We start from the raw sequence: 20,774 nt of genomic DNA on the forward strand, positions 1-20,774 counted from the left end.
ATGCAAACTGGAGCAGGAGGATGTAGATGGACAACAAGCACGAGAAGTACCAGCGGCTGATCGAGTATTGCCAGGCCATCCCGCCAACGCCGACCGCGGTGGTGCACCCGTGCGACCAGAGTTCCCTGGAGGGGGCGGTCGAGGCAGCAAGAATGGGGCTGATCGCTCCCATCCTGGTGGGGCCGCGTGAGCGCATTGAAGCGACTGCGAAGGCCTGTGGGCTGGATATCAGCCCCTATCCGATTGTCGACGCGCCACACAGCCACGCAGCCGCGGCGGCTGCGGTGGAACTGGTGCGCGAAGGCAAGGCCGAGGCGCTGATGAAGGGCAGCCTGCACACCGACGAGTTGATGGCAGCCGTGGTAAAGCGGGAGACCGGCTTGCGCACCGACCGGCGCGTCAGCCATTGCTTCGTGATGGATGTGCCTGGCCATGAAGAGGCCTTGATCATCACCGATGCCGCGGTCAATATCGCTCCCACGCTGGAGGAGAAGGCGGACATCCTGCAGAACGCCATCAATCTTGCCCATGCGCTGCAGATCAAGGAAGTCCGCGTGGCGGTGCTGTCGGCCATGGAAACCGTCAACCCGAAGGTGCCGTCCACCATCGAGGCCGCGGCTCTATGCAAGATGGTGGACCGCCACCAGATCACCGGCGCGCTCGTCGACGGACCGCTGGCCCTCGACAATGCCATCGACCTGGAGGCGGCCCGGATCAAGAAGATCGACTCCCCGGTGGCCGGCCGCGCCAACGTGCTGCTGGTGCCGGACCTGGAAGCCGGCAATATGCTGGCCAAGAGCCTGTCTTTCCTGGCCGGCGCCGACGCGGCCGGGATCGTGCTCGGGGCGCGGGTGCCGATCATTCTCACCAGCCGGGCCGATTCCGTGCCCACCCGGCTGGCGTCCTGCGCCGTTGCCGCCCTGGTGGCGAAAGCCAGGCGCGAGTCCGCAAAGGTGATGGGGTAGCGCCATGGCCGACGTGATCCTGGTACTCAACGCGGGCTCATCCAGCATCAAGTTCAGCGCCTTCGACGCCAGCGACGATGCGCTCCGGCTGGTCCTGCGCGGCAGCATCGACGGGCTCTACACATCGCCTGCCTTCCGCGCCATTGACGGGGCCGGCGAAGAGGTCGAAGCGAAGCAGTGGGGCGAAGGTACCGAACTGGGACATGGCGGGGGGATCGCCTATCTCGCCGATTTCCTGCGCGGACATGGCGAGGGGCACCGGCTGATCGCGGTCGGGCACCGGGTTGTCCATGGCGGCGTCCGCTTTACGCAGCCAGCGAAGATCAGCGCCGAGGTGGTTGCGGAGCTGGCATCCCTGAGCCCGCTGGCACCGCTGCATCAGCCGCATAACCTCAAGCCGATCCAGATCCTCGCGCAGCAGCGCCCGGACCTGCCGCAGGTGGCGTGTTTCGACACGGCGTTCCATAGCGCCCAGCCCGAAACCGCGCAGGCGTTCGCGCTGCCGGCTGAAGTGACCGGGCGCGGCGTGCGGCGCTATGGCTTTCACGGGCTGTCCTACGAGTACATCGCCAGCGTCCTGCCCGGCGTGGATGCCCAGGCCGCGGCAGGGCGCACCGTCGTTGCCCACCTGGGCAATGGCAGCAGCATGTGCGCGCTGGTGGCAGGGCGCAGCGTTGCCAGCACGATGGGATTCACGGCAGTGGATGGGCTGCCCATGGGCACGCGTTGCGGCAACCTGGATCCGGGCGTGATCCTGTACCTGATGGATGAACTGGGCATGGATGCCCGCGCCGTCGAGGACCTGATCTACCGCAAGTCCGGCCTGCTCGGTGTCTCGGGCATATCGAGCGATATGCGCGCGCTGCTTGCCAGCGACGATCCGCGTGCCCGCATTGCGATCGAGCTGTATGCCTACCGGATCGGGCGGGAGCTCGGCTCGCTTGCGGCCGCCGCGCAAGGCCTGGACGCGCTGGTGTTTACCGCCGGCGTTGGCGAGCACGCCGTCCCGATACGGGAACAGGTGTGCCGGCAGGCAGCATGGCTGGGTGTGGCACTGGACGCCGGCGCAAATGCAAGCGGCGGACCGAAAATCAGCGCCCCGTCGAGCAAGGTCGCGGTGTGGGTGATCCCGACCAATGAAGAGCTGATGATCGCCAGACATACCAAGGCGGCGCTCTGAACGGGGCGTGAGTCGGTTTGAAAGGGCCCACGCGGGAGCATGTCGATGGGACTTCTACGGTGGATGCGCCGGCGCGACGGGCGAGGCCATGCTCACGACAAGCAAGAGATGGCCGAGCTGACGGAGCGCGTCACCCGGCTGAATCCGCGCTTGCGGCTGGTGTCGCGCCACCAGCAGCGGCTTCGGCCTGCGCTCGGGCAGGCGCTGGACTATGTGCACGAACTCGTCCAGTCGCTTCCCGCCCCGCGCGAGGCCAGCCCGCAGGCATGGGGCACCGATCCCTGCATCCAGGCCTTTTTCGGCACGGCCCGTGACGTGCAGCTGGCCCTCAGCCGCTCTCCCGAACTGCGGGAGTTCTTCGCGCAGTCGCCGGATACGCAGCAGGCCTTCGCAGTACTTGGGATGGAGATGACCGAGCGGCGCACGCTCGGCGTTGCGCTGGAAGGTGATGTCATGCACACGGAAGTGCCACAAACCACCATCAGTTTCGGCGACCACAAGGTCAGGATCATCGCGTGCACCGAAGCCGCCCTGCGCGAGGAGATCGTGGGGCGAATGTTCGATCAGCTCGCCATGGAAGGGCTGGCCCGTTCCGCTGCCGGCAAGTCACGCCGCGACGTGCTCGAGCGCGAGCAGGCGCTGCTTGTGGCGCGCCTGAACCTGGCCCGGCGGCAAGGCACTGGCATGCGCTCGGTGTTTGGCGGCGATGGAGAAGCCACGCCCGGCGAGCAGGGCAGGCTGAGCGAGCAGGTTGCCGAGAACGAGCGCGAACTTGCGCAGCTTGGCCCCGAAACCGGGGCGCTTGACCGTCAACTGGAATGCCTGGCCGAGGTAATCGCGGACGCGCGCTCCTGCTTTTCCCTCGAGAAAAGACACCTGCGGCTTAGTGCAATGAACGTGCTGCTCGCGCCGGACAGCACAGTGCCGGCACACGAGATCGACCTGCTCACCGCCCACGTTCCGGGCGATCCGCCGCTGGTGCGATCCTTCGCGCTGGTGCGCATTGCGCGGGGCGACATGCTGCCGGCCACCGCCCTGCTCGATGAGGCGGAGCGCCTGCTTGGGGGGCTTTAAGCACTCGGGAATTCGGCAAATATTGCACGCTAATTGCACGTCAGCGTCGCCTTACCCCACCCCAAGCACGCGCCTGCGCGCGCCGTCGAACGCCGCGCCTTCTGTCACCAGCCACGTCTCTACCTCGGCCACCTGCGTAGTCTGTCCGTGTGCGCAGACGAAGTGGTATGACGCTTCGCTGGGCGCGTGGATGCCCCAGAGATCGACGAGCCGGCCCGATTCGATTTCCTCGAGCACCAGCGCCGAGCGTCCGATGGCCACGCCTTGCCCGGCCAGCGCGGCATGGATGGCCAGCTGCGACAGGTTGAATCGCTGGCCGTCCGATACGTCGGGCGGGGCCACGCCGGCATGGCGCAGCCAGCACTGCCACTCATCGGACTCTCCGGCGCCGTCCCAGGGGCTGACGTCGTGTAGCAGCATGCTGGCGCGCAGGCCGTCGGGCGAGCGCAGTTCCGGGTGTGCCACCAGATAGGCGGGACTTGCCACCGGGATCAGCCATTCCGTGAGGAACAGGCGTGCCTTCAGGTCCTCGTAACCGCCGGGATCGAAGCGCACGGCTGCCTCGGTGCCGTCGCGCAGCATGCGCGAGCGGTCCAGTGCGTGGAACTCGCCGTAGACGCGCAGGCCGATGTCGGGATGCTGCCGGAAAAAGTTGCCGAGCCGCGGCGTGAGCCAGGCCATGGCGAACGATGGCGAGCAGGACAGGGCGATGGGCTGCTTGTCCCGGGGCTTGCGCAGCTGCGTCAGCGTGCTCTCGATGGCCTGGAACGACTCGCGCAGCACGAGGCGCAGCCGCTCGCCTTCCGGCGTCAGCACCAGGGCGCGCGGCAGGCGCAGGAAGAGGGGGCGGTCCAGCCACTGCTCGAGCTGCTTGACCTGCTGGCTGACTGCTCCCTGCGTCACGCACAACTCGGCAGCCGCCTGCGTGAAGTTGCAGTGGCGCGCCGCCGCCTCGAAACAGCGCAGCCATCCCAACAACGATGCAGAAAGCGTGTTTGCCATTAGTTTGACTAATCGATGGATCAATACAAATGGTTTGTCATGCGTGGGCGTTGGGGCAAGAATGGATCTATCCGAGTTCTCCCCTTGTGCTCCATGACAATCGATTTCCCCGCATTACTTTCCGGACTGGTCCAGGATCTGCAAGCCGCCCGGCCTGTATTCTGGGGCAATCCCAAGCGCAGCGAGGCGCCGGCGATCCATATCGTGGTAGACGGGAACGGCATTAGTCTAGCTGATGTACGCGCTGCGCAGGCGCGTTTTGACCGGTTCGCGCCGCTGCTGGCACAGCTGTTTCCCGAACTGAAGGAGAGCGAAGGGCATATCGAGTCGGCCTTGCTGCCCGCGCCGGCCATGCAACGCTCGCTCGGCTTGCCTTCGTCGGCCGGTGCCCTCTGGCTCAAGGCGGACCACAGCCTGCCTGTGGCTGGGTCGATCAAGGCCCGCGGCGGCATTCACGAGGTGCTCGAATTTGCCGAATCCCTGGCGCTTGAACATGGCCTGGTGACGCTTGACAGCGACTACACCGTGCTGGCCGGGCAGGCGGCGCGAGCGCTGTTCGGCCAGTATCAGGTAGCGGTGGGCTCCACCGGCAACCTCGGCCTGAGCATTGGTGTGATGGCGTCGGCGCTGGGCTTGCGCGCCACGGTACACATGTCTGCCGATGCCAAGGACTGGAAGAAGGCGCGGTTACGGGCGCGCGGCGTGGAGGTGGTGGAGCATACCGGCGACTACGCGTCAGCGGTGGCGGCCGGGCGGCGCGAGGCCGATGCCGATCCGCACAGCTATTTCGTCGACGATGAGCGTTCGTTGTCGTTGCTGCTGGGCTACAGCGCCGCGGCACTGCACCTGCAGCGCCAGTTCGATGCGGCAGGCGTGCGCGTGGATGCCGCGCACCCGCTGTTCGTCTATCTGCCGTGCGGGGTCGGCGGCGCGCCTGCCGGTATCGCCTTCGGCTTGCGGCAGTTATTTGGGCCGCATGTGCATGCATTCTTCGCCGAGCCCACGCAGTCGCCGTGCTTTCTCGTGGAAATGCTGTCGCACGGGGCGTCGGTCTACGACTTCGGCCTGACGAACCGCACTGAGGCCGACGGCCTGGCCGTGCCCCAGGCATCGGAACTGGCTGCCGAGGCCATGCGTGCGCTGCTCGGCGGCGTCTACACCGTGCCCGACGACACGCTGTTCGTCGACCTGCACCGCCTGCGCGAATCAGAGGGACTGCAGATCGAGCCGTCGGCTGCCGCCGGCTTCAGCGGGCCGGGCATGCTGACCGGCACCGACGCCGGCCGCACCTACCTGAAGCAACACGGTCTTGAGCGGACGATGGCGCAGGCCACGCACCTGGTGTGGACCACAGGCGGGCTGTTCGTCCCGCCGGAGGCGTATGCGCGCTTTGCCGAGCGCGGCGCGGCACTGGCCGCATCGGGCCGTTGAGTATTTGCCCCGCTATTTGCCCCGCTTTCTCCGACCTGCCAGGACCAGGGCACCGCGTAGTCACAACTCCGGCGTACCGAGCGCGCGGCTGATCCGCAACGCCGCCAGCGTGGCAATCACGCCCGACATCAGGTACAGGCTGACCGCGACCAGGCCGAACAGCGACGACAAGCCCAGCGCCACCAACGGTGCAAAGGCGGCGCCGAACAGCCAGCCGAAGTCCGTGGTCAGCGCAGCGCCGGTATAGCGGAAACGCCGTTCGAAGTTCGACGTCACGACGCCGGCAGCCTGCCCGTACGACAAGCCCAGAAGACCGAAGCCGACCAGGATGAACGCATCCTGGCCCACTGCGCCCCCGTCGAGCAGCCACGGCGTCACCAGGCTGAAGATGCCGATCAGCACGGCCATCGTTGCCAGCGTCTTGCGCCGGCCTACGCGGTCCGCGATCCAGCCCGAGAGCAGCGTGCCAATGAACGCAATGAAGCCGCCCACGAGCTGGATGGCGAGCACATCGGAGATGTCCTGCGTCTTGTGCAGGATCACCCAGGACAGCGGGAACACCGTGACCAGATGGAACAGCGCATAGCTGGCCAGCGCGGCAAATGCACCGAGAAAGATGTTGAATCCCTGCGCGTTCACCATCTGCAGGGTGCTGATCGGCTCAAGCTCGTCTTCTTCCAGCAGCCGCGTGTACTCGTGCGTCACCACCAGGCGCAGTCTTGCAAACAGCGCCACGACGTTGATCGCGAACGCCACGTAGAACGGATAGCGCCAGCCCCACTCGATGAACTCCTGCGGTGTCAGGCTGGCATGCAGGAACAGGAACAGCGCACCGGCGACGATAAAGCCGGTCGGCGCACCGAGCTGGCCCACCATCGCGTACCAGCCGCGCTTGTCCTGGGGCGCGTTGAGTGCCAGCAGTGACGGCAGCCCGTCCCACGATCCGCCAAAGGCAATGCCTTGCAGGACGCGGAACAGCGCCAGCAGGTAGATCGAGGTGGCACCCAGCGAGGCGTACGACGGCAGGAAGGCAATCCCCACCGTGGCCGTGCCGAGCAGGAACAGCGACGCGGTCAGCTTGATGCCGCGCCCCCAGCGCCGCTGGATACGCATGAACAGCGCCGTGCCGAACGGCCGCGCGATAAACGCAAACGAGAAGATCGCGAAGCTGTAGAGCAGTCCCGCCAGCTCGCCCGCGAACGGAAAGTACACCGTCGGGAAGACGAGCACGGAGGCAATACCATACACGAAGAAGTCGAAGTACTCGGAGGCGCGCCCGATCACCACGCCTGTGGCGATCTCCGCAGGTGCCACGTCATGGTGGCCAGGCGCCGGAGGTGCCGTGGGCGAGGCGCGATGCTGGTGGGTCAGGCTGGCCATCGTAGAGGCTCCTTATCGCCGAGTGCTTCGATACTGCACTTAAAGTCCCGCACTCACAAGAATAGCGCCTAAACTGCCATAGGTAATCGAAAGGTCGGTTCGTCGGTACATCACCGACATTCTTTTGACGCCACTTCCGAGACCATGCGACGCTTCGACGCTGCTATGACGCCGCTGCGTGCCCCGGGAAGACTGCTTCTTCGGTGTGCCGCGATCGCCTTGCTGGCAAGCCTGACCGGTTGCAGCGCAGTGCTGCTTTCGCCATCCGGTGACATGGCCGTGCGCCAGCGCGATCTGATCATCATCGCCACGTGCCTGATGCTGCTGATCATCGTGCCGGTGATCCTCCTTACGCTGCTGTTTGCGTGGCGCTATCGGGAAAGCGCGACGGACGCGCCCTACAACCCCGAGTGGGACCATTCCACGGTGCTCGAACTGGCGATCTGGTCCGCGCCGCTGCTGATCATCATCGCGCTCGGCGCCGTGACCTGGGTCAGTACCCACCAGCTCGATCCGTACCGGCCGCTGACGCGGCTGGAGCCGGGGCGGCCCGTTCCGGCCGAAGTCAAGCCGCTGACGGTGCAAGTGGTGGCGATGGACTGGAAGTGGCTGTTCCTGTATCCCGAGCAAGGCATTGCCACGGTCAACGAACTCGCAGCGCCGGTCGATCGCCCGATCGCATTCCGCATCACCGCCACCTCGGTGATGAACGCGTTCTTTGTCCCCTCGCTGGCCGGCATGGTCTACGCGATGCCCGGCATGGAAACCAAGCTCCATGCGGTCATCAACAAGCCCGGCGTCTTTGACGGCTTCTCGGCCAACTACAGCGGCGCGGGCTTCTCGCACATGCGCTTCAAGTTCCACGGCCTGTCGAACGAAGACTTCGATCGCTGGATCCAGCAGGCCAGGGCATCCGGCAATGACCTGTCGAAGGACATCTACCAGAAGCTTGCGCAGCCAAGCGAGCGCGATCCGGTGCACCGCTACGCCAGCGTGGCGCCAGAGCTGTATGACCTGATCCTGAACCGCTGCGTGGGTGGCGGGACCTGCATGGCAGACACCATGGCGCTCGACCGCAGCCGCGGAAAGTTCGACCCGTCCGGCGAGATCTGTACCGCGAGCAACACCGGGGTGGTTGCACCCGTGTTCGCGTCGGATTCCAAGCCGAACGACGGCAGGCGGCTGCTGCGGTGAGGCGCGCTGTTGCATCTTCCCGTTCAGGATCCTCCGTTGAGGTTTTCGCCAATCCCTAACGGCCCCTTACGGCCACTATTGGTCAATTCAGGCACCAGGTGACAACAATGCCCGAGCGCTCCGATCTCGCCAATCTGATCTTCGGCCGACTTTCATGGGATGCCATCCCGCTCCATGAGCCCATCCTGATCGGCACCTTCATCGTGGTCGTGCTAGGGGGGCTCGCGCTCGTCGCCGCAATCACCTATTACCGCCAGTGGGGCTATCTCTGGCACGAGTGGTTCACGAGCATCGATCACAAGAAGATCGGCATCATGTACGTGATCCTGGGCATCGTGATGCTGCTGCGCGGCTTCGCCGATGCGGTCATGATGCGCATCCAGCAGGCCATCGCATTCGGCGACAACGCCGGCTACCTGCCGCCGCATCACTACGACCAGATCTTTACCGCGCACGGCGTGATCATGATCTTCTTCGTGGCCATGCCGCTGGTCACGGGGCTGATGAACTTCGTCATGCCGCTGCAGATCGGCGCGCGCGACGTGGCGTTCCCGTTCCTCAACAACTTCAGCTTCTGGATGACGACGGGCGGCGCGGTGCTGGTCATGATGTCGCTGTTCGTTGGCGAATTTGCGCGCACCGGCTGGCTGGCCTATCCGCCGCTGTCCGGCATCATCCACAGCCCCGACGTCGGCGTCGATTACTACATTTGGGGGCTGCAGGTGGCCGGGGTGGGGACCTTGCTCTCCGGTATAAATTTGCTGGTGACCATCGTCAAGATGCGCGCGCCAGGCATGACGCTGATGCGCATGCCGATCTTCACCTGGACGGCGCTGTGCACCAACGTCCTGATCATCGCCGCGTTCCCGGTCCTGACGGCTGCGCTGGCATTCCTGGCGCTCGATCGCTATGTCGGCACGAACTTCTTCACGGCCGACCAGGGCGGCAGCGCGATGATGTACGTGAACCTGATCTGGATCTGGGGCCATCCCGAGGTCTATATCCTCGTGCTCCCCGTCTTCGGCGTGTTCTCGGAAGTGGTTGCCACGTTCTGCCGCAAGCGCCTGTTTGGCTACGCGTCGATGGTCTATGCCACGGTGGTGATCACCGTGCTGTCATACCTGGTCTGGCTGCACCATTTCTTCACGATGGGTTCGGGCGCCAGCGTCAATTCGTTTTTCGGGATCACGACCATGATCATCTCGATCCCGACCGGCGCCAAGATCTTCAACTGGCTGTTCACGATGTACCACGGCAAGATCCGCTTCGAGGTACCGATGCTGTGGACGATCGGCTTCATGATCACGTTCGTGATCGGCGGCATGACCGGCGTGCTGCTGGCGGTGCCGCCGGCGGACTTCTCGCTGCACAACAGCTTGTTCCTGATCGCCCACTTCCATAACGTGATCATCGGCGGCGTGCTGTTCGGGCTGATGGCGGGCATCACCTACTGGTTCCCCAAGGCATTCGGCTATCGCCTGGTCTCGTCGTGGGGCAAGGCGTCGTTCTGGTTCTGGCTGATTGGCTTTTACTTTGCGTTCATGCCGCTGTATTGGCTAGGGCTGCATGGCGTGACCCGCCGCATGAGCTATTTCGAGGATGCGTCGCTGCAGATCTGGTTCCAGCTGGCGGCGTTCGGCGCGTTGCTGATCGCTATCGGCATCGCGTGCTTCCTGGTCCAGCTGGTGGTCAGCTTCATGCGTCGCGAGGAATTGCGCGACCTGACCGGCGATCCGTGGAATGGCCGCACCCTCGAATGGTCGACGTCGTCGCCACCGCCGCAGTACAACTTTGCCTTTACGCCGGTGGTGCACGACACCGACGCCTGGTGGCACATGAAGCAGCATGGCTACCAGCGGCCGCAACAGGGCTTTATCCCGATCCACATGCCGAAGAACACCGCGGCCGGCATCGTGCTGGCGGGCCTGTCCACGCTATGTGGCTTCGCACTGATCTGGTACATCTGGTGGCTAGCGATTGCCTCGTTCGCGGCAACCATCATCGCCGCGATCATCCATACCTTCAACTACAAGCGCGACTACTATCTTCCGACCGAGCAAGTGGATCGGACCGAAGCGGCGCGCACACAACTGATGGCCGGCCATGGTTGAGACGACGACCTTTCCCCGCCACGTGGAAGCCACCGCGGTAGCTGGTGAAGCACCACCGGGTGGCTTCCAGTTCTATCTGGCCGAAGACCACCACCCGCAGAACGGCACGCTACTCGGTTTCTGGCTCTACCTGATGAGCGACTGCCTGGTATTCGCGTGCCTGTTCGCCGGCTATGGCGTGCTCGGCCGCGAGTACGCGGGCGGGCCGACCGGGGCGGAGCTGTTCGAATTGCCGCTGGTGGCGCTGAACACCACTTTCCTGCTGATATCGTCGATCACGTATGGCTTTGCCATGCTGCAGATGCAGCAGAACCGCATCGCCGGCACGCAGATCTGGCTGGCCATCACGGGCGTTTTCGGCGCGGCGTTCCTGGCCGTCGAACTGTATGAGTTCTGGCACCTGATCCACGAGGGCGCAGGCCCGCAGCGCAGCGCGTTCCTGACCTCGTTCTTCTCGCTGGTCGGCACGCACGGGCTGCACGTGACGTTCGGCATCGTCTGGCTGATCGTGCTGATGACGCAGGTGGCGCGGCACGGGCTGATCACGGCCAACAAACGCCGGCTGATGTGCCTGTCAATGTTCTGGCACTTTCTCGACGTCGTGTGGATCGGCGTCTTTACCTTCGTCTACCTGATGGGATCGTTGCCATGAGCGCGCACGACGATACGCTGGGTGTCCCCGGACACGGCCATGGACATGAACATGAAGAAGACGTGGGGCCGCACGCCACGCTGGGCGGCTACCTGACGGGCTTCGTGCTTTCCGTCTTCCTGACGGCCGTCCCGTTCTGGCTGGTGATGGGCGAGGTGTTCGAGAAGACGTCGACCACGGCCATCGTCATCCTGCTGATCGGCGCGGTACAGATCGTGGTGCACATGATCTACTTCCTGCACATGAACGCGAAATCGGAGGGCGGCTGGAACATGCTGTCGCTGATGTTCACGCTGGTGCTGGTGGTGATCACGCTGACGGGGTCGCTATGGGTGATGTTCCACCTGAACAGCAACATGATGCCGACGATGCAGCATGACCGGACGACGGAAGCGGGGAGTGGGACTGCGATTCTGCCGCCCAAGACGAAGTAGGGAAGCAGGATCGGGCGAAGCGGCCTGGCTTGTACAGCCAGGCCGCTTGCGCTTTAGCGTCCGCGGGTCGAAGCCGCGCGTTGCGCGCGAGTGGCGAAGCTGCCCTTCGGTACTCCACCACCCATGGCCTTTGCGGTAGCTGACTGGATCCGTGGCGCATCAGGCTGCGTCATGGGCTTGGCTTTGCCAGCCGTCTTTGCCGGGCCTTGCGGTTGCCGTCCCGAGCCTTTCATGGTGGTCTCCATCGTGGTAAAGGGCGTGTCTCTTGCACACGCCTTTCATTGGACGCGGCGGAAAGAGGCAAGTTTCTCGGTGAGCGGCCCCCGCTAGACCGGAAACTGCGTCGTGGACAACACCTGCTTGAGCACCATGAACGAGCGGATCTGCCTCACGCCCGGCAGGTACAGCAACTGTTCCGCGTGCAGCCGGTTAAAGCTCTCGCTGTCGCGGGTGCGCACCATCAGGAAGTAGTCGAATTCGCCGGTCACCACATGGCACTCCATGCAACCGGACACCTTCTGCGCGGCTTTCTCGAATGCCGCAAAGGATTCCGGCGTGGAGCGGTCCAGCACCACGCCGATGATCACCAGCATGCCCGCGTCCAGCGCGACCGGGTTCAGCAGCGCCACCACGCCCCGGATCATCCCCGCTTCCTTCAGCCGCTCCACGCGCCGCAGGCAGGCGGGCGGGCTCAGGTTCACCTTGGCCGCCAGCGCCACGTTCGAAATCGAGGCGTCTTTCTGCAACAGGCGGAGTATGGCCTTGTCCGTGCGATCCAGCGCCGGCGCGGGTTCCGGGGCCGGGGCGATATCACCGCGAACTTTTATTTTGCGGATAGACATTTCTGTGCAACTACCGTAGGCAGCGAAGTAGGGTGACATCGGAATGATGTGTTGGAACAGCAATCTTTGCAAGCACGTTTCGCCGGCAATTGCCTACCATTTCACTGAACGCAGCGCCTCACCTTTCCAGGGAGGGCGGTGCCACACCCCCCTCAACGCCACCATCCGGAGACGAAGCCGTGAACCTCGACCGCTTTCCCCGCTACCCGCTGACGTTCGGTCCCACGCCAATCCACCCGCTGACACGCCTGAGCGAGCACCTGGGCGGCAAGGTGCATCTCTATGCCAAGCGCGAAGACTGCAACAGCGGTCTGGCCTTTGGTGGCAACAAGACGCGCAAGCTGGAATACCTCGTGCCCGATGCGCTGGAGCAGGGCGCCGATACGCTGGTGTCGATCGGCGGCATCCAGTCGAACCAGACGCGCCAGGTGGCCGCCGTGGCGGCCCACCTCGGCATGAAGTGTGTGCTGGTGCAGGAGAACTGGGTGAACTACTGGGACGCCGTGTACGACCGCGTGGGCAATATCCAGATGTCGCGGATGATGGGCGCCGACGTGCGGCTGGTGGCGGACGGCTTTGACATCGGCATCCGCCCGAGCTGGGAGGATGCCATGCAGAGCGTGCGCGACGCGGGCGGCAAGCCATATCCGATCCCCGCGGGCTGCTCGGAGCACCCGCTCGGCGGGCTGGGTTTTGTCGGCTTCGCGGAGGAAGTGCGCGCGCAGGAAGCCCAGCTCGGCTTTAAGTTCGACTACATCGTGGTCTGCTCGGTCACGGGCAGCACGCAGGCTGGCATGGTGGTCGGCTTCGCGGCGGATGGCCGCGCCGACAGCGTCATTGGCATCGACGCCTCCGCGAAACCGGCGCAGACGCGCGCCCAGATCCTGCGCATTGCGCGGCATACCGCGGAGCTGGTGGACCTGGGCCGCGATATCGCCGAAGAGGATGTCGTGCTGGATACGCGCTACGGCGGTCCGGAATATGGCCTGCCGTCCGAAGGTACGCTCGAGGCTATCCGCCTCTGCGCGCGGCTTGAAGGCGTGATGACCGACCCGGTCTACGAAGGCAAATCCATGCACGGCATGATCGACATGGTGCGCCGCGGCGAGTTCCCGCAGGGCTCCCGCGTGCTGTACGCCCACCTTGGCGGCGCGCCCGCGCTGAACGCCTACAGCTTCCTGTTCAAGGACGGCTGACGCGATCCACGGCCCGGATTCGCTGCCGTAGCAGCCGGCTAGCGAATCTTGTCAAACCCGCCAGCCGCCCAGCGGTCGGCGGTTTCGCGCGTCAGGCGAAAGTCGGGCCGCACCTTGACGGTCGCCAACTCATCCCCGAAGGGATCCAGTGCCGTGAGCGTGCCGAAGGGCTCGAATTCATCTGGCGTGATGACCAGCCTGACGGTCACGGTTCCGGATTCGGTCTCGATGCTGCACTGCTTGTTGAGTTGAGCGTGCAGTTGCTGCTCGTGCCGCCGGATGACTTCCGCGGCGGTCTTGACCAGCGTCTGGTGGGCCGTGGCATCGAGCGGCTTCGGATCGACCTTGTTCCGCCCCATGGTCCAGGGTCCGACCAGCGCCGGCTCGGCGCTGCCGTCCCGGATCATTTCGACCGCCCAGCCGTCGCCATCCTCGTTCTTGATAACCCGGGCGGTCCAGCCCTTGTCTCGCCAAAGCCGGGGCTCGTGGATGGCGGAAGATTCGTGCTCGGAAAGAGCGTCGTCGGTGTGGTGCATCAATTTCGTCGTACTGGTCGGGGACCCGCGAGCATACAACACCATGGGTGGGGCGCGTGAACGGGCATTGAATCCGCCTGTAAGCCGACATTAGAATCGGCTCTGACACCCACATCGCGCATAATCTGGCTCTGGCACCCCCTTGGTCCAGCGTTCGCGCTTGAGGAGAAATGGGCATGAAGAACAACGACACGCAGGAAAGCCAGTCTGCTTCTCAGCTGATAGACGCGAGAATCAAGGAACTGGACGACTGGCGGGGCACGATGCTCAGCCGGCTCCGTACCCTGGTCAAGGACGCCGATCCCGAGGTCGTCGAGGAGTGGAAGTGGAGAGGGGTTCCGGTATGGTCGCACGACGGATTGATCTGCACAGGCGAGACTTACAAGAGCGTCGTGAAGATGACCTTCGCCAAAGGGGCGGCTCTGAAGGACCCATCGGGCCTCTTCAACTCCAGTCTTGACGGGAACACAAGGCGTGCCATCGACTTCCACGAGGGCGAGAAGATCGACGAGGAAGCGCTGAAGACTCTCGTTCGCGCCGCCGTGAGCCTGAACAAGTCAAAAGCCAAAAGCTGATCCACGCGAGCGGGTACACCAGCAAGACAAGAACAACCCAGGAGGGAGACAAATGATGAATTCCAAGATACCGAGTATCCTGGCGGCCGCCGGGCTTTGGATCGCCTCCGGCGCCGTGCTGGCGCAGACCGGCGGCTTGTCCCGCACGGTTGTTGGTCGCGCGGACGTTTCCGTTCCGGGACGCGAAGCCGTGGTGGCGCGTGTGGAAGTGGCACCGGGCGCCCGTGCCGGGCGCCACATGCATCCAGGCGACGAGATCAGCTATGTAATGGAGGGCGAGGCCCAACTGCTGATCGACGGGCAGCCGCCCCGGCTGGTCAAGGCCGGAGAATCCTTCGTGGTTCCGGCCGGGGTCGTTCATGACGCGCACAATCCAGGCAGTTCGCCGACGCGCGTGATTGGCGTGTATGTGGTCGAGAAGGGCAAGCCGCTGGCGACGCCAGCGCCCTGAGGCCGCAGCGGCCGGCACCTTGCTCAGCCCTGATCGCCACCGCCCACTGGCAAAACGGTTCCGGTGATGTACGAGGCCTCGTCCGACGCCAGGAACAGAATCCGCCGACCTGCTCGTCGATCGTGCCGTAACGGCGCATCAGGCTCGACGCCACGGTCTGGTCGACGATGGCCTGGTACCAGGCCGCCTCCTGCTCCGACTGGGGCGCGGCGTTGCGCGGGATGCGGCGCGGTGGCGCCTCGGTGCCGCCGGTGGCCACCGCGTTGACGCGGATGCCTTCGGCCGCATGCTCGAACGCAAGGCTCGCGGTCAGCGCGTTGACGCCGCCCTTGGCCGCCGCGTAGGGCACGCGGTGGATGCTGCGCGTCGCGATCGACGACACGTTGACGATCGCGCCGTGGCGCCGCTCCACCATGCCGGGCAGCACCGCGCGGCAACACCACAGCGTGGGAAACAGCGAGCGCCGGATCTCCGCCTCGATCTGGTCTTCCTCGTAGTGGTGGTAGGGCTTGGCCCAGATGGTGCCGCCGACGTTGTTGACCAGCACATCGACGCGGGCCCAAGCGTCCAGCGCGGCCCGTGCCATCTCGGACGCGCCCGCATAGGTTTCCAGGTCCGCGGTAACGGCGACGACCTTGCCGCCACCGGCGGCGATCTCGCCGCCGACCTCGTGCACGAGGTCAGAGCGGTCCACCAGCACCACCGACGCACCCTCGGCCGCCGTGGCGAGCGCCACGCCGCGCCCGATGCCTTGCGCGGCACCGGTAACGACGACGACCTTGCCCGCGAAGCGGGCATTGCGGTCCCTTGCTTGCATGCTTGCCTCCTTGCAGTCAGGCCAGCCTTGCTGGCCGAGAATTTTTCGTAGTAGAAGCCCGCGCGCGTGATCCCCGCCTGCTGCAGCCAGCTGCGTACGGCCTCGACCATCGCGACCGGGCCGCACAGGTACACGTCGACATCGCCGCCATTGAGCCAGGTGTCATCCACGTGCGCGGTCACGTAGCCGTTGCGCGGATGCGCGCTGGCGGGATCGGCGACGCAGGTGCGCGCGCTCAAGCCGCGGCGTATCCAGGAAGTGCGCGAGCTGCAGATCGCGCTGGGCCTGGTGGCCGCGGGCGAAGGGATCTCGGTGCTGCCGAGCAGCGTGCATGGCCTCAAGCGCGACGATGTCACCTACGTGGAACTGGACGATCCCAACCTGGTGTCACCCATCATCATGAGCATGCGCATGCTCGACGAGTCCGCCGACCTGCGTGCCATGCAGGAAATGATCTATCGGCTGTACGAGGAGGCGGGCATCGCCTATCTGCCGCCGACGCAAGAGTAGGGAACTATGCCAGCGCGTCCGGCTGGCCCTGCTGCAGTACCCAGGCCACCGCGCGCGCCAGGAAGGGCGAGGTGTCGCCCGCACGTTGGCTCATGATCACGGGCGAGACGAAGCCCGGTGCGTCGATGGGGCAGTAGCGCACGTCGTCGCGGTGCAGGCGCTGCACGGAGGCGGGCACCAGCGTAATGCCCAGTCCCGCCGCCACCAGCCCCAGCGCGGTCTGCAGTTCGTTGGCTTCCTGTACCACGCGTAGCTGCAACCCCTGTGCGCGGAACAGCGACAGCACATGGTCGGCATAGCTGGGCCGCGGCCGGGCAGGGTAGAGCACGAAGGGGTGGTGCGCCAGGGTCTCGGCGGTCAGCGAGCCATCGCGCGGTACCGGCTGCGCTGCGGGCAGGGCGGCAACCAGCGGCTCGGCCATCACTACCTGTTGCGTGATGGCCGGATCGTTCAGCGCAATGCGGCCAAAGCCCAGGTCGATGCGCCCGGCCTTCAGTGCCGCCACCTGCTGCACCGTGATCATCTCGCTCAGGCCGACCTCCACCTGGCTGTCGGCGCCGCGCAGCTCGCGGATCAGTTCGGGCAGGAAGCCATACAGCACCGAGGGCACGAAGCCGATGCCGAACCAGCGCTTCTCGTTGCGGCCGATGCGGCGCGTGCCCTCGATGGCTTCGTCCAGCCGCTGGGTCAGTTGCAGAGATTGCTCCAGCAGGAAGCGCCCGGCCTCGGTCAGGCGCAGGCCGCGGCCGACGCGGTCGAACAGCGCCACGCCGATTTCTTCCTCGAACTGCCGGATCTGGCGCGACAGTGGCGGCTGGGCCATATGCAGCAGAGACGCCGCCCGCGTCACATTCAGCTCCTGGGCGACGGTCTGGAAATAGCGCAGGTGGCGGAGTTCCATGTCATGACCTTTATTCATACTTTCTGGGTATGGGATCAGACATCATCGGTCTTGGACTCCAATAAAGTCAAGGCGCATACTCCGGTGCAATATCAAATTGCATCCAAAAGGTATGAAAGTGGGCATCCAAACGACGATCACGGCAGTCGAGGCAATCCTGGTCGACCTGCCGACCATCCGGGCGCACCAGCTCGCCATGGCGACCATGCAGCAGCAGACGCTGGTCATCGTGCGGCTGCAGTGCAGCGACGGCATCGAAGGCATCGGCGAGGCCACCACCATCGGCGGCCTGTCCTACGGCGATGAAAGTCCCGAAGGCATCAAACTCACCATCGACACGTACCTGGCCCCCGCGCTGGTCGGCCAGGACGTCGCCAACGTGCATGCGGCCATGGCGCGCCTGAACAAGGTCGCGCGCGGCAACCGCTTCGCCAAGTCAGCGCTGGAAACCGCGTTGCTGGATGCGCAGGGCAAGCGCCTGGGCGTGCCGCTGGCCACGCTGCTGGGCGGCGCCGTGCGCGACACGCTGCCGGTGCTGTGGACCCTGGCCAGCGGCGATACCGGGCGCGATATCGCAGAGGCCGAGCAACTGCTGGAAGCGCGTCGCCACAACACCTTCAAGCTCAAGATCGGACGGCGCGCCGTGCGCGACGACGTGGCCCACGTGGCGGCGATCAAGCGCGCGCTGGGCGATCGCGCCCGCGTGACGGTGGACGTGAACCAGGCCTGGAACGAGGCCGAGGCAGCCACCGGCATCGCCATGCTGGAAGCCGCCGGCATCGACCTGATCGAACAACCCACGCCACGCGAGCAGCGGGCCGCGCTGGCCCGCCTGGCCGCGCGCTTTGTCGTGCCGATCATGGCCGACGAGGCGGTGTGCGGGCCGGAAGACGCGATGGAGCTGGCGCGCATCGGCGGCGCCGACGTGTTTGCCCTGAAGATCGCCAAGTCGGGCGGCATCTTCGGCATGCTGCGCACCGCGGCAGTCGGCGATGCCGCCGGCATCGCGCTCTATGGCGGCACCATGCTGGAAGGCAGCGTGGGCACCATCGCCGCGGCCCACGGCTTCTGCACGCTGCCACAGCTCGCGTGGGGCACGGAGCTGTTCGGGCCGCTGCTGCTCAAGGACGATGTGGTCGCCACGCGGCCGGAGTACCGGGATTTCGCGCTGCACCTGCCGCAGGGGCCGGGCCTCGGGCTCGCGCTGGACGAGGACAAGCTGGCGCACTATCGCCGCAAGCAAGGCTGAACATCAGCCCCCCAACACGATCGGAGGAACCCTCATGCTTTATCTGGTACGGATGGACGTCAACCTGCCGCACGACATGCCCGCGGCCCAGGCCGATGAGATCAAGGCGCGCGAGAAGGCCTACGCGCAGGACCTGCAGCGCCAGGGCAAGTGGCAGCAGCTCTATCGCGTGGTGGGCGAATACGCCAACTACAGCATCTTCGATGTCGAATCCAACGACGAACTGCACACGCTGCTGGCCGGCCTGCCGCTGTTCCCGTATATGAAGCTCGCGGTGACGCCGCTGGCGAAGCATCCGTCGTCGATACGCTGAACGCGCTGCTCGACATTAAAAGAAAGGACCGGAGACGATGAAATCCCTGCTGCACCGGCTGTTCCTGCGGCCATCGACGACACCTGGCGCCCGCACCGGCGCTGCCGCGGTGATGCTGGCCCTGGCCGCGGCCAGCGCGCCCGCCCATGCCGCCTGGCCCGACCACCCGATCCGCTGGATCGTGCCGTTTCCCGCCGGCGGCGCCATGGACAATATCGCCCGCACGCTGGGTGAAGACATGTCGCGCACGCTCGGCCAGGCCATCGTGGTGGAGAATCGCCCCGGCGCCGGCGGCAATATCGGCGCGGAGCTGGTCGCGCGCGCGCCGGCCGACGGCTACACGCTGATCATCGTCGCCAACGGCATGGCGGTGAATCCGGCCCTGTACGGCAAGCTCAGCTACGATCCGGTGAAGGACTTTGCCCCGGTGTCGCTGCTGGCGGTGGTACCCAATGTATTGGTGGCCAGCAAGGCGAAGACGCCCGCGAAGACGGTGGCGGAGGTGGTGGCCAATGCCAAGGCGCGGCCGGGCAAGTACACCTATGCGTCGGCGGGCAACGGCACCTCGATCCACCTGGCGGGCGAGCTGTTCACTTCCATGGCGGGCGTCGACCTGCTGCATGTTCCCTACAAGGGCAGCGGCCCGGCCATGACCGACCTGCTTGGCGGCCAGGTCGACTATATGTTCGACAGCATTACCTCGGCCAAGCCGCATATCGATTCCGGCAAGCTCACCGCCATCGCGGTAACGACCAGCAAGCGCTCGACGGCGCTGCCCAATGTGCCCACCGTGGCCGAGTCGGGCCTGCCCGGCTATGAGCTGTCGCCCTGGTTCGCTGCCTTCGTGCCGGCGCGCACGCCGTCCGCCGCGATCGAAGGGCTGAACCGCGCCATGCTCGAGGCGCTGCGCAAGCCTGCCGTGCAGAAGCGGCTGGCGGCGATCGGCGCGGAACCCATCGGCAGCACGCCGGCAGCGCTGCGCGACCACCTGGCCCGCGAGACCGCCAAGTGGGGCGAGCTGATCCGGGCGCGCGGCATTCACGCGGATTGATGACGCGGCCGGGCGCCGCGTCACCATGGTCTAGCTGAGGCGGACATGCAGCGATGCATGCCGCCTCGGCATTTTTTCAAGGAACACGAACGTATGAGTATCGCGACACGCGGCGATCTTCGCCTCCACTACGAACTCGAGGGACCGGCCGATGCGCCGGTGCTGGTCATGTCCAACTCGCTCGGCACCACGCTGGCAATGTGGGATCCGCAAATGCCGCTACTGCGCCAGCACTTTCGCGTGCTGCGCTACGACACGCGCGGTCATGGTGCCTCGTCGGTGAGCGTGCAGCCATTCGGCATGGCCGAACTCGGCGCCGATGTGCTGGCGGTAATGGACCATGCAGGCGTACAGCGCGCTCACTTCTGTGGCCTGTCGATGGGCGGCATGACCGGCATGTGGCTCGCGCGGCATCACCCGGATCGCTTCGGACGCTTCGTGCTGGCAAACACCGCTGCGCTGATCGGGCCGGCCTCTGGCTGGAACACCCGCATCGAGACCGTGCAGCGCGACGGCATGGCTGCCATTGTCGAAGGCGTCCTGGCACGCTGGTTCACGCCGGCCTGGCTGGCGGGCGATCCCACCCGTGTCGCTCCTGTGCGCGCCATGCTTGAACAGGCCGATGGGTCGGGCTACATCGCCAACTGCGCGGCGGTGCGGGACGCGGACCTGCGCGAGTTGCTGCCGGCTATCGAGGCTGAAGTTCTGGTCATTGCCGGTCTTCAGGATGCGGCGACCACGCCTGAGCAGGGGCGAGCCGTGGCTGACTTGATTCCTCGCGCGGCCTATCTGTCGCTCAATGCGGCTCACCTTTCCAATTGGGAGCTGCCCGGCGAGTTTGCGGATGCTGTGACCGCTTTCCTGCAGCGTAGCCGCTGACTTATTTTGCGGCGAATGGAGCACTTTATGA

20 protein-coding genes and 3 pseudogenes are annotated in these 20,774 nt (G+C 65.4%); 16 read left to right on the plus strand and 7 right to left on the minus strand.

All coding sequences use genetic code 11. The annotated features are described in order from the left end of the window. Positions 1 to 26: 26 nt before the first annotated feature. The 3 genes from AC10V3_RS27730 to AC10V3_RS27740 are packed head-to-tail and all read left to right on the plus strand — an operon-like array spanning position 27 to position 3,219. On the plus strand, positions 27 to 965 hold the full coding sequence (locus AC10V3_RS27730; RefSeq protein ID WP_022538566.1) for a phosphate acetyltransferase: 939 nt from the start codon (positions 27 to 29) through the stop codon (positions 963 to 965). Positions 966 to 969: 4 nt separating this feature from the next. Continuing rightward, a complete protein-coding gene (locus AC10V3_RS27735) occupies positions 970 to 2,145 on the plus strand; it encodes an acetate/propionate family kinase (protein WP_490923747.1) in 1,176 nt (391 codons plus the stop codon). A gap of 45 nt (positions 2,146 to 2,190) precedes the next feature. Continuing rightward, a complete protein-coding gene (locus tag AC10V3_RS27740) occupies positions 2,191 to 3,219 on the plus strand; it encodes a hypothetical protein (RefSeq protein ID WP_041682062.1) in 1,029 nt (342 codons plus the stop codon). A gap of 51 nt (positions 3,220 to 3,270) precedes the next feature. Here the strand turns inward: AC10V3_RS27740 and AC10V3_RS27745 are convergent, their stop codons facing one another. After that, positions 3,271 to 4,221, minus strand: a complete 951-nt coding sequence (locus AC10V3_RS27745; RefSeq protein WP_454753096.1) for a LysR substrate-binding domain-containing protein — start codon at positions 4,219 to 4,221, stop codon at positions 3,271 to 3,273. Between the two features lie 93 nt (positions 4,222 to 4,314). On the opposite strand from AC10V3_RS27745, the gene dsdA reads away from it, so the two are divergent. Beyond that, positions 4,315 to 5,652 (plus strand): D-serine ammonia-lyase, encoded by a 1,338-nt coding sequence (gene dsdA / locus AC10V3_RS27750; protein WP_041681776.1) that lies wholly within the window; start codon positions 4,315 to 4,317, stop codon positions 5,650 to 5,652. Between the two features lie 60 nt (positions 5,653 to 5,712). Here dsdA and AC10V3_RS27755 read toward each other — a convergent pair whose 3' ends face one another. Further along, positions 5,713 to 7,032: an MFS transporter gene (locus tag AC10V3_RS27755; RefSeq protein ID WP_022538571.1), complete on the minus strand. Its 1,320-nt coding sequence runs from the start codon at positions 7,030 to 7,032 to the stop codon at positions 5,713 to 5,715. A 144-nt stretch (positions 7,033 to 7,176) separates the two neighbouring features. Between AC10V3_RS27755 and cyoA the strand changes: the two genes are divergently transcribed. The 4 genes from cyoA to cyoD all read left to right on the plus strand — a co-directional run bounded on the left by cyoA (position 7,177) and on the right by cyoD (position 11,423). After that, complete coding sequence (gene cyoA / locus AC10V3_RS27760) at positions 7,177 to 8,226, plus strand: ubiquinol oxidase subunit II (protein ID WP_022538572.1); 1,050 nt, start codon at positions 7,177 to 7,179, stop codon at positions 8,224 to 8,226. 107 nt (positions 8,227 to 8,333) lie between these two features. After that, on the plus strand, positions 8,334 to 10,337 hold the full coding sequence (gene cyoB / locus AC10V3_RS27765; RefSeq protein WP_490923749.1) for a cytochrome o ubiquinol oxidase subunit I: 2,004 nt from the start codon (positions 8,334 to 8,336) through the stop codon (positions 10,335 to 10,337). Beyond that, positions 10,330 to 10,989: a cytochrome o ubiquinol oxidase subunit III gene (gene cyoC, locus AC10V3_RS27770; protein ID WP_490923751.1), complete on the plus strand. Its 660-nt coding sequence runs from the start codon at positions 10,330 to 10,332 to the stop codon at positions 10,987 to 10,989. Before cyoB ends, cyoC begins: the two co-directional genes overlap by 8 nt. Beyond that, a complete protein-coding gene (cyoD, locus tag AC10V3_RS27775) occupies positions 10,986 to 11,423 on the plus strand; it encodes a cytochrome o ubiquinol oxidase subunit IV (protein ID WP_022538575.1) in 438 nt (145 codons plus the stop codon). Before cyoC ends, cyoD begins: the two co-directional genes overlap by 4 nt. Before the next feature lie 326 nt (positions 11,424 to 11,749). Here the strand turns inward: cyoD and AC10V3_RS27780 are convergent, their stop codons facing one another. After that, positions 11,750 to 12,265, minus strand: coding sequence for an Lrp/AsnC family transcriptional regulator (locus AC10V3_RS27780; RefSeq protein WP_454753097.1), 516 nt, complete (start codon positions 12,263 to 12,265; stop codon positions 11,750 to 11,752). Between the two features lie 179 nt (positions 12,266 to 12,444). On the opposite strand from AC10V3_RS27780, the gene AC10V3_RS27785 reads away from it, so the two are divergent. Continuing rightward, complete coding sequence (locus tag AC10V3_RS27785; protein WP_022538577.1) at positions 12,445 to 13,461, plus strand: 1-aminocyclopropane-1-carboxylate deaminase; 1,017 nt, start codon at positions 12,445 to 12,447, stop codon at positions 13,459 to 13,461. Between the two features lie 38 nt (positions 13,462 to 13,499). Here AC10V3_RS27785 and AC10V3_RS27790 read toward each other — a convergent pair whose 3' ends face one another. After that, the gene (locus AC10V3_RS27790) at positions 13,500 to 13,997 is read right to left on the minus strand and encodes a hypothetical protein (RefSeq protein ID WP_022538578.1); all 498 of its coding nucleotides are present in this window, start codon (positions 13,995 to 13,997) and stop codon (positions 13,500 to 13,502) included. A gap of 176 nt (positions 13,998 to 14,173) precedes the next feature. Between AC10V3_RS27790 and AC10V3_RS27795 the strand changes: the two genes are divergently transcribed. Beyond that, positions 14,174 to 14,572: a DUF1801 domain-containing protein gene (locus tag AC10V3_RS27795; protein ID WP_041682064.1), complete on the plus strand. Its 399-nt coding sequence runs from the start codon at positions 14,174 to 14,176 to the stop codon at positions 14,570 to 14,572. Between the two features lie 55 nt (positions 14,573 to 14,627). Next, complete coding sequence (locus AC10V3_RS27800; protein WP_349605982.1) at positions 14,628 to 15,023, plus strand: cupin domain-containing protein; 396 nt, start codon at positions 14,628 to 14,630, stop codon at positions 15,021 to 15,023. A gap of 23 nt (positions 15,024 to 15,046) precedes the next feature. Here the strand turns inward: AC10V3_RS27800 and AC10V3_RS27805 are convergent. Continuing rightward, positions 15,047 to 15,840 (minus strand): annotated as a pseudogene (locus AC10V3_RS27805) (1,6-dihydroxycyclohexa-2,4-diene-1-carboxylate dehydrogenase). Positions 15,841 to 15,863: 23 nt separating this feature from the next. After that, positions 15,864 to 16,082 (minus strand): annotated as a pseudogene (locus tag AC10V3_RS27810) (benzoate 1,2-dioxygenase electron transfer component BenC); the annotation flags it as partial. On the opposite strand from AC10V3_RS27810, the pseudogene AC10V3_RS27815 reads away from it, so the two are divergent. Beyond that, positions 16,069 to 16,350 (plus strand): annotated as a pseudogene (locus AC10V3_RS27815) (LysR substrate-binding domain-containing protein); the annotation flags it as partial. The pseudogenes AC10V3_RS27810 and AC10V3_RS27815 overlap by 14 nt on opposite strands. A 4-nt stretch (positions 16,351 to 16,354) precedes the next feature. On the opposite strand, the gene AC10V3_RS27820 reads toward AC10V3_RS27815, so the two are convergent. Beyond that, complete coding sequence (locus AC10V3_RS27820) at positions 16,355 to 17,251, minus strand: LysR family transcriptional regulator (RefSeq protein WP_454753098.1); 897 nt, start codon at positions 17,249 to 17,251, stop codon at positions 16,355 to 16,357. A gap of 112 nt (positions 17,252 to 17,363) precedes the next feature. Between AC10V3_RS27820 and AC10V3_RS27825 the strand changes: the two genes are divergently transcribed. The 4 genes from AC10V3_RS27825 (at position 17,364) to pcaD (ending at position 20,743) form a co-directional block, all read left to right on the plus strand. After that, a complete protein-coding gene (locus AC10V3_RS27825; protein ID WP_454753099.1) occupies positions 17,364 to 18,500 on the plus strand; it encodes a muconate/chloromuconate family cycloisomerase in 1,137 nt (378 codons plus the stop codon). Positions 18,501 to 18,534: 34 nt separating this feature from the next. Continuing rightward, positions 18,535 to 18,813, plus strand: a complete 279-nt coding sequence (catC, locus tag AC10V3_RS27830) for a muconolactone Delta-isomerase (RefSeq protein ID WP_022538584.1) — start codon at positions 18,535 to 18,537, stop codon at positions 18,811 to 18,813. Positions 18,814 to 18,850: 37 nt separating this feature from the next. Beyond that, positions 18,851 to 19,864 (plus strand): tripartite tricarboxylate transporter substrate binding protein, encoded by a 1,014-nt coding sequence (locus tag AC10V3_RS27835; protein ID WP_022538585.1) that lies wholly within the window; start codon positions 18,851 to 18,853, stop codon positions 19,862 to 19,864. Between the two features lie 93 nt (positions 19,865 to 19,957). Beyond that, positions 19,958 to 20,743, plus strand: coding sequence for a 3-oxoadipate enol-lactonase (gene pcaD / locus AC10V3_RS27840; RefSeq protein WP_022538586.1), 786 nt, complete (start codon positions 19,958 to 19,960; stop codon positions 20,741 to 20,743). Positions 20,744 to 20,774 lie beyond the last annotated feature (31 nt).

The organism is Cupriavidus sp. PB-02 (genome assembly GCF_058252315.1).

Excerpts from the sequence above, each read along its gene's own strand:
- AC10V3_RS27730 (WP_022538566.1), top strand. The coding sequence starts at position 27 with ATGGACAACAAGCACGAGAAGTACCAGCGGCTGATCGAGTATTGCCAG.
- AC10V3_RS27735 (WP_490923747.1), top strand. The coding sequence starts at position 970 with ATGGCCGACGTGATCCTGGTACTCAACGCGGGCTCATCCAGCATCAAG.
- AC10V3_RS27740 (WP_041682062.1), top strand. The coding sequence starts at position 2,191 with ATGGGACTTCTACGGTGGATGCGCCGGCGCGACGGGCGAGGCCATGCT.
- AC10V3_RS27745 (WP_454753096.1), bottom strand. The coding sequence starts at position 4,221 with ATGGCAAACACGCTTTCTGCATCGTTGTTGGGATGGCTGCGCTGTTTC.
- dsdA (WP_041681776.1), top strand. The coding sequence starts at position 4,315 with ATGACAATCGATTTCCCCGCATTACTTTCCGGACTGGTCCAGGATCTG.
- AC10V3_RS27755 (WP_022538571.1), bottom strand. The coding sequence starts at position 7,032 with ATGGCCAGCCTGACCCACCAGCATCGCGCCTCGCCCACGGCACCTCCG.
- cyoA (WP_022538572.1), top strand. The coding sequence starts at position 7,177 with ATGCGACGCTTCGACGCTGCTATGACGCCGCTGCGTGCCCCGGGAAGA.
- cyoB (WP_490923749.1), top strand. The coding sequence starts at position 8,334 with ATGCCCGAGCGCTCCGATCTCGCCAATCTGATCTTCGGCCGACTTTCA.
- cyoC (WP_490923751.1), top strand. The coding sequence starts at position 10,330 with ATGGTTGAGACGACGACCTTTCCCCGCCACGTGGAAGCCACCGCGGTA.
- cyoD (WP_022538575.1), top strand. The coding sequence starts at position 10,986 with ATGAGCGCGCACGACGATACGCTGGGTGTCCCCGGACACGGCCATGGA.
- AC10V3_RS27780 (WP_454753097.1), bottom strand. The coding sequence starts at position 12,265 with ATGTCTATCCGCAAAATAAAAGTTCGCGGTGATATCGCCCCGGCCCCG.
- AC10V3_RS27790 (WP_022538578.1), bottom strand. The coding sequence starts at position 13,997 with ATGCACCACACCGACGACGCTCTTTCCGAGCACGAATCTTCCGCCATC.
- AC10V3_RS27795 (WP_041682064.1), top strand. The coding sequence starts at position 14,174 with ATGAAGAACAACGACACGCAGGAAAGCCAGTCTGCTTCTCAGCTGATA.
- AC10V3_RS27800 (WP_349605982.1), top strand. The coding sequence starts at position 14,628 with ATGAATTCCAAGATACCGAGTATCCTGGCGGCCGCCGGGCTTTGGATC.
- AC10V3_RS27820 (WP_454753098.1), bottom strand. The coding sequence starts at position 17,251 with ATGGAACTCCGCCACCTGCGCTATTTCCAGACCGTCGCCCAGGAGCTG.
- AC10V3_RS27825 (WP_454753099.1), top strand. The coding sequence starts at position 17,364 with ATGAAAGTGGGCATCCAAACGACGATCACGGCAGTCGAGGCAATCCTG.
- catC (WP_022538584.1), top strand. The coding sequence starts at position 18,535 with ATGCTTTATCTGGTACGGATGGACGTCAACCTGCCGCACGACATGCCC.
- AC10V3_RS27835 (WP_022538585.1), top strand. The coding sequence starts at position 18,851 with ATGAAATCCCTGCTGCACCGGCTGTTCCTGCGGCCATCGACGACACCT.
- pcaD (WP_022538586.1), top strand. The coding sequence starts at position 19,958 with ATGAGTATCGCGACACGCGGCGATCTTCGCCTCCACTACGAACTCGAG.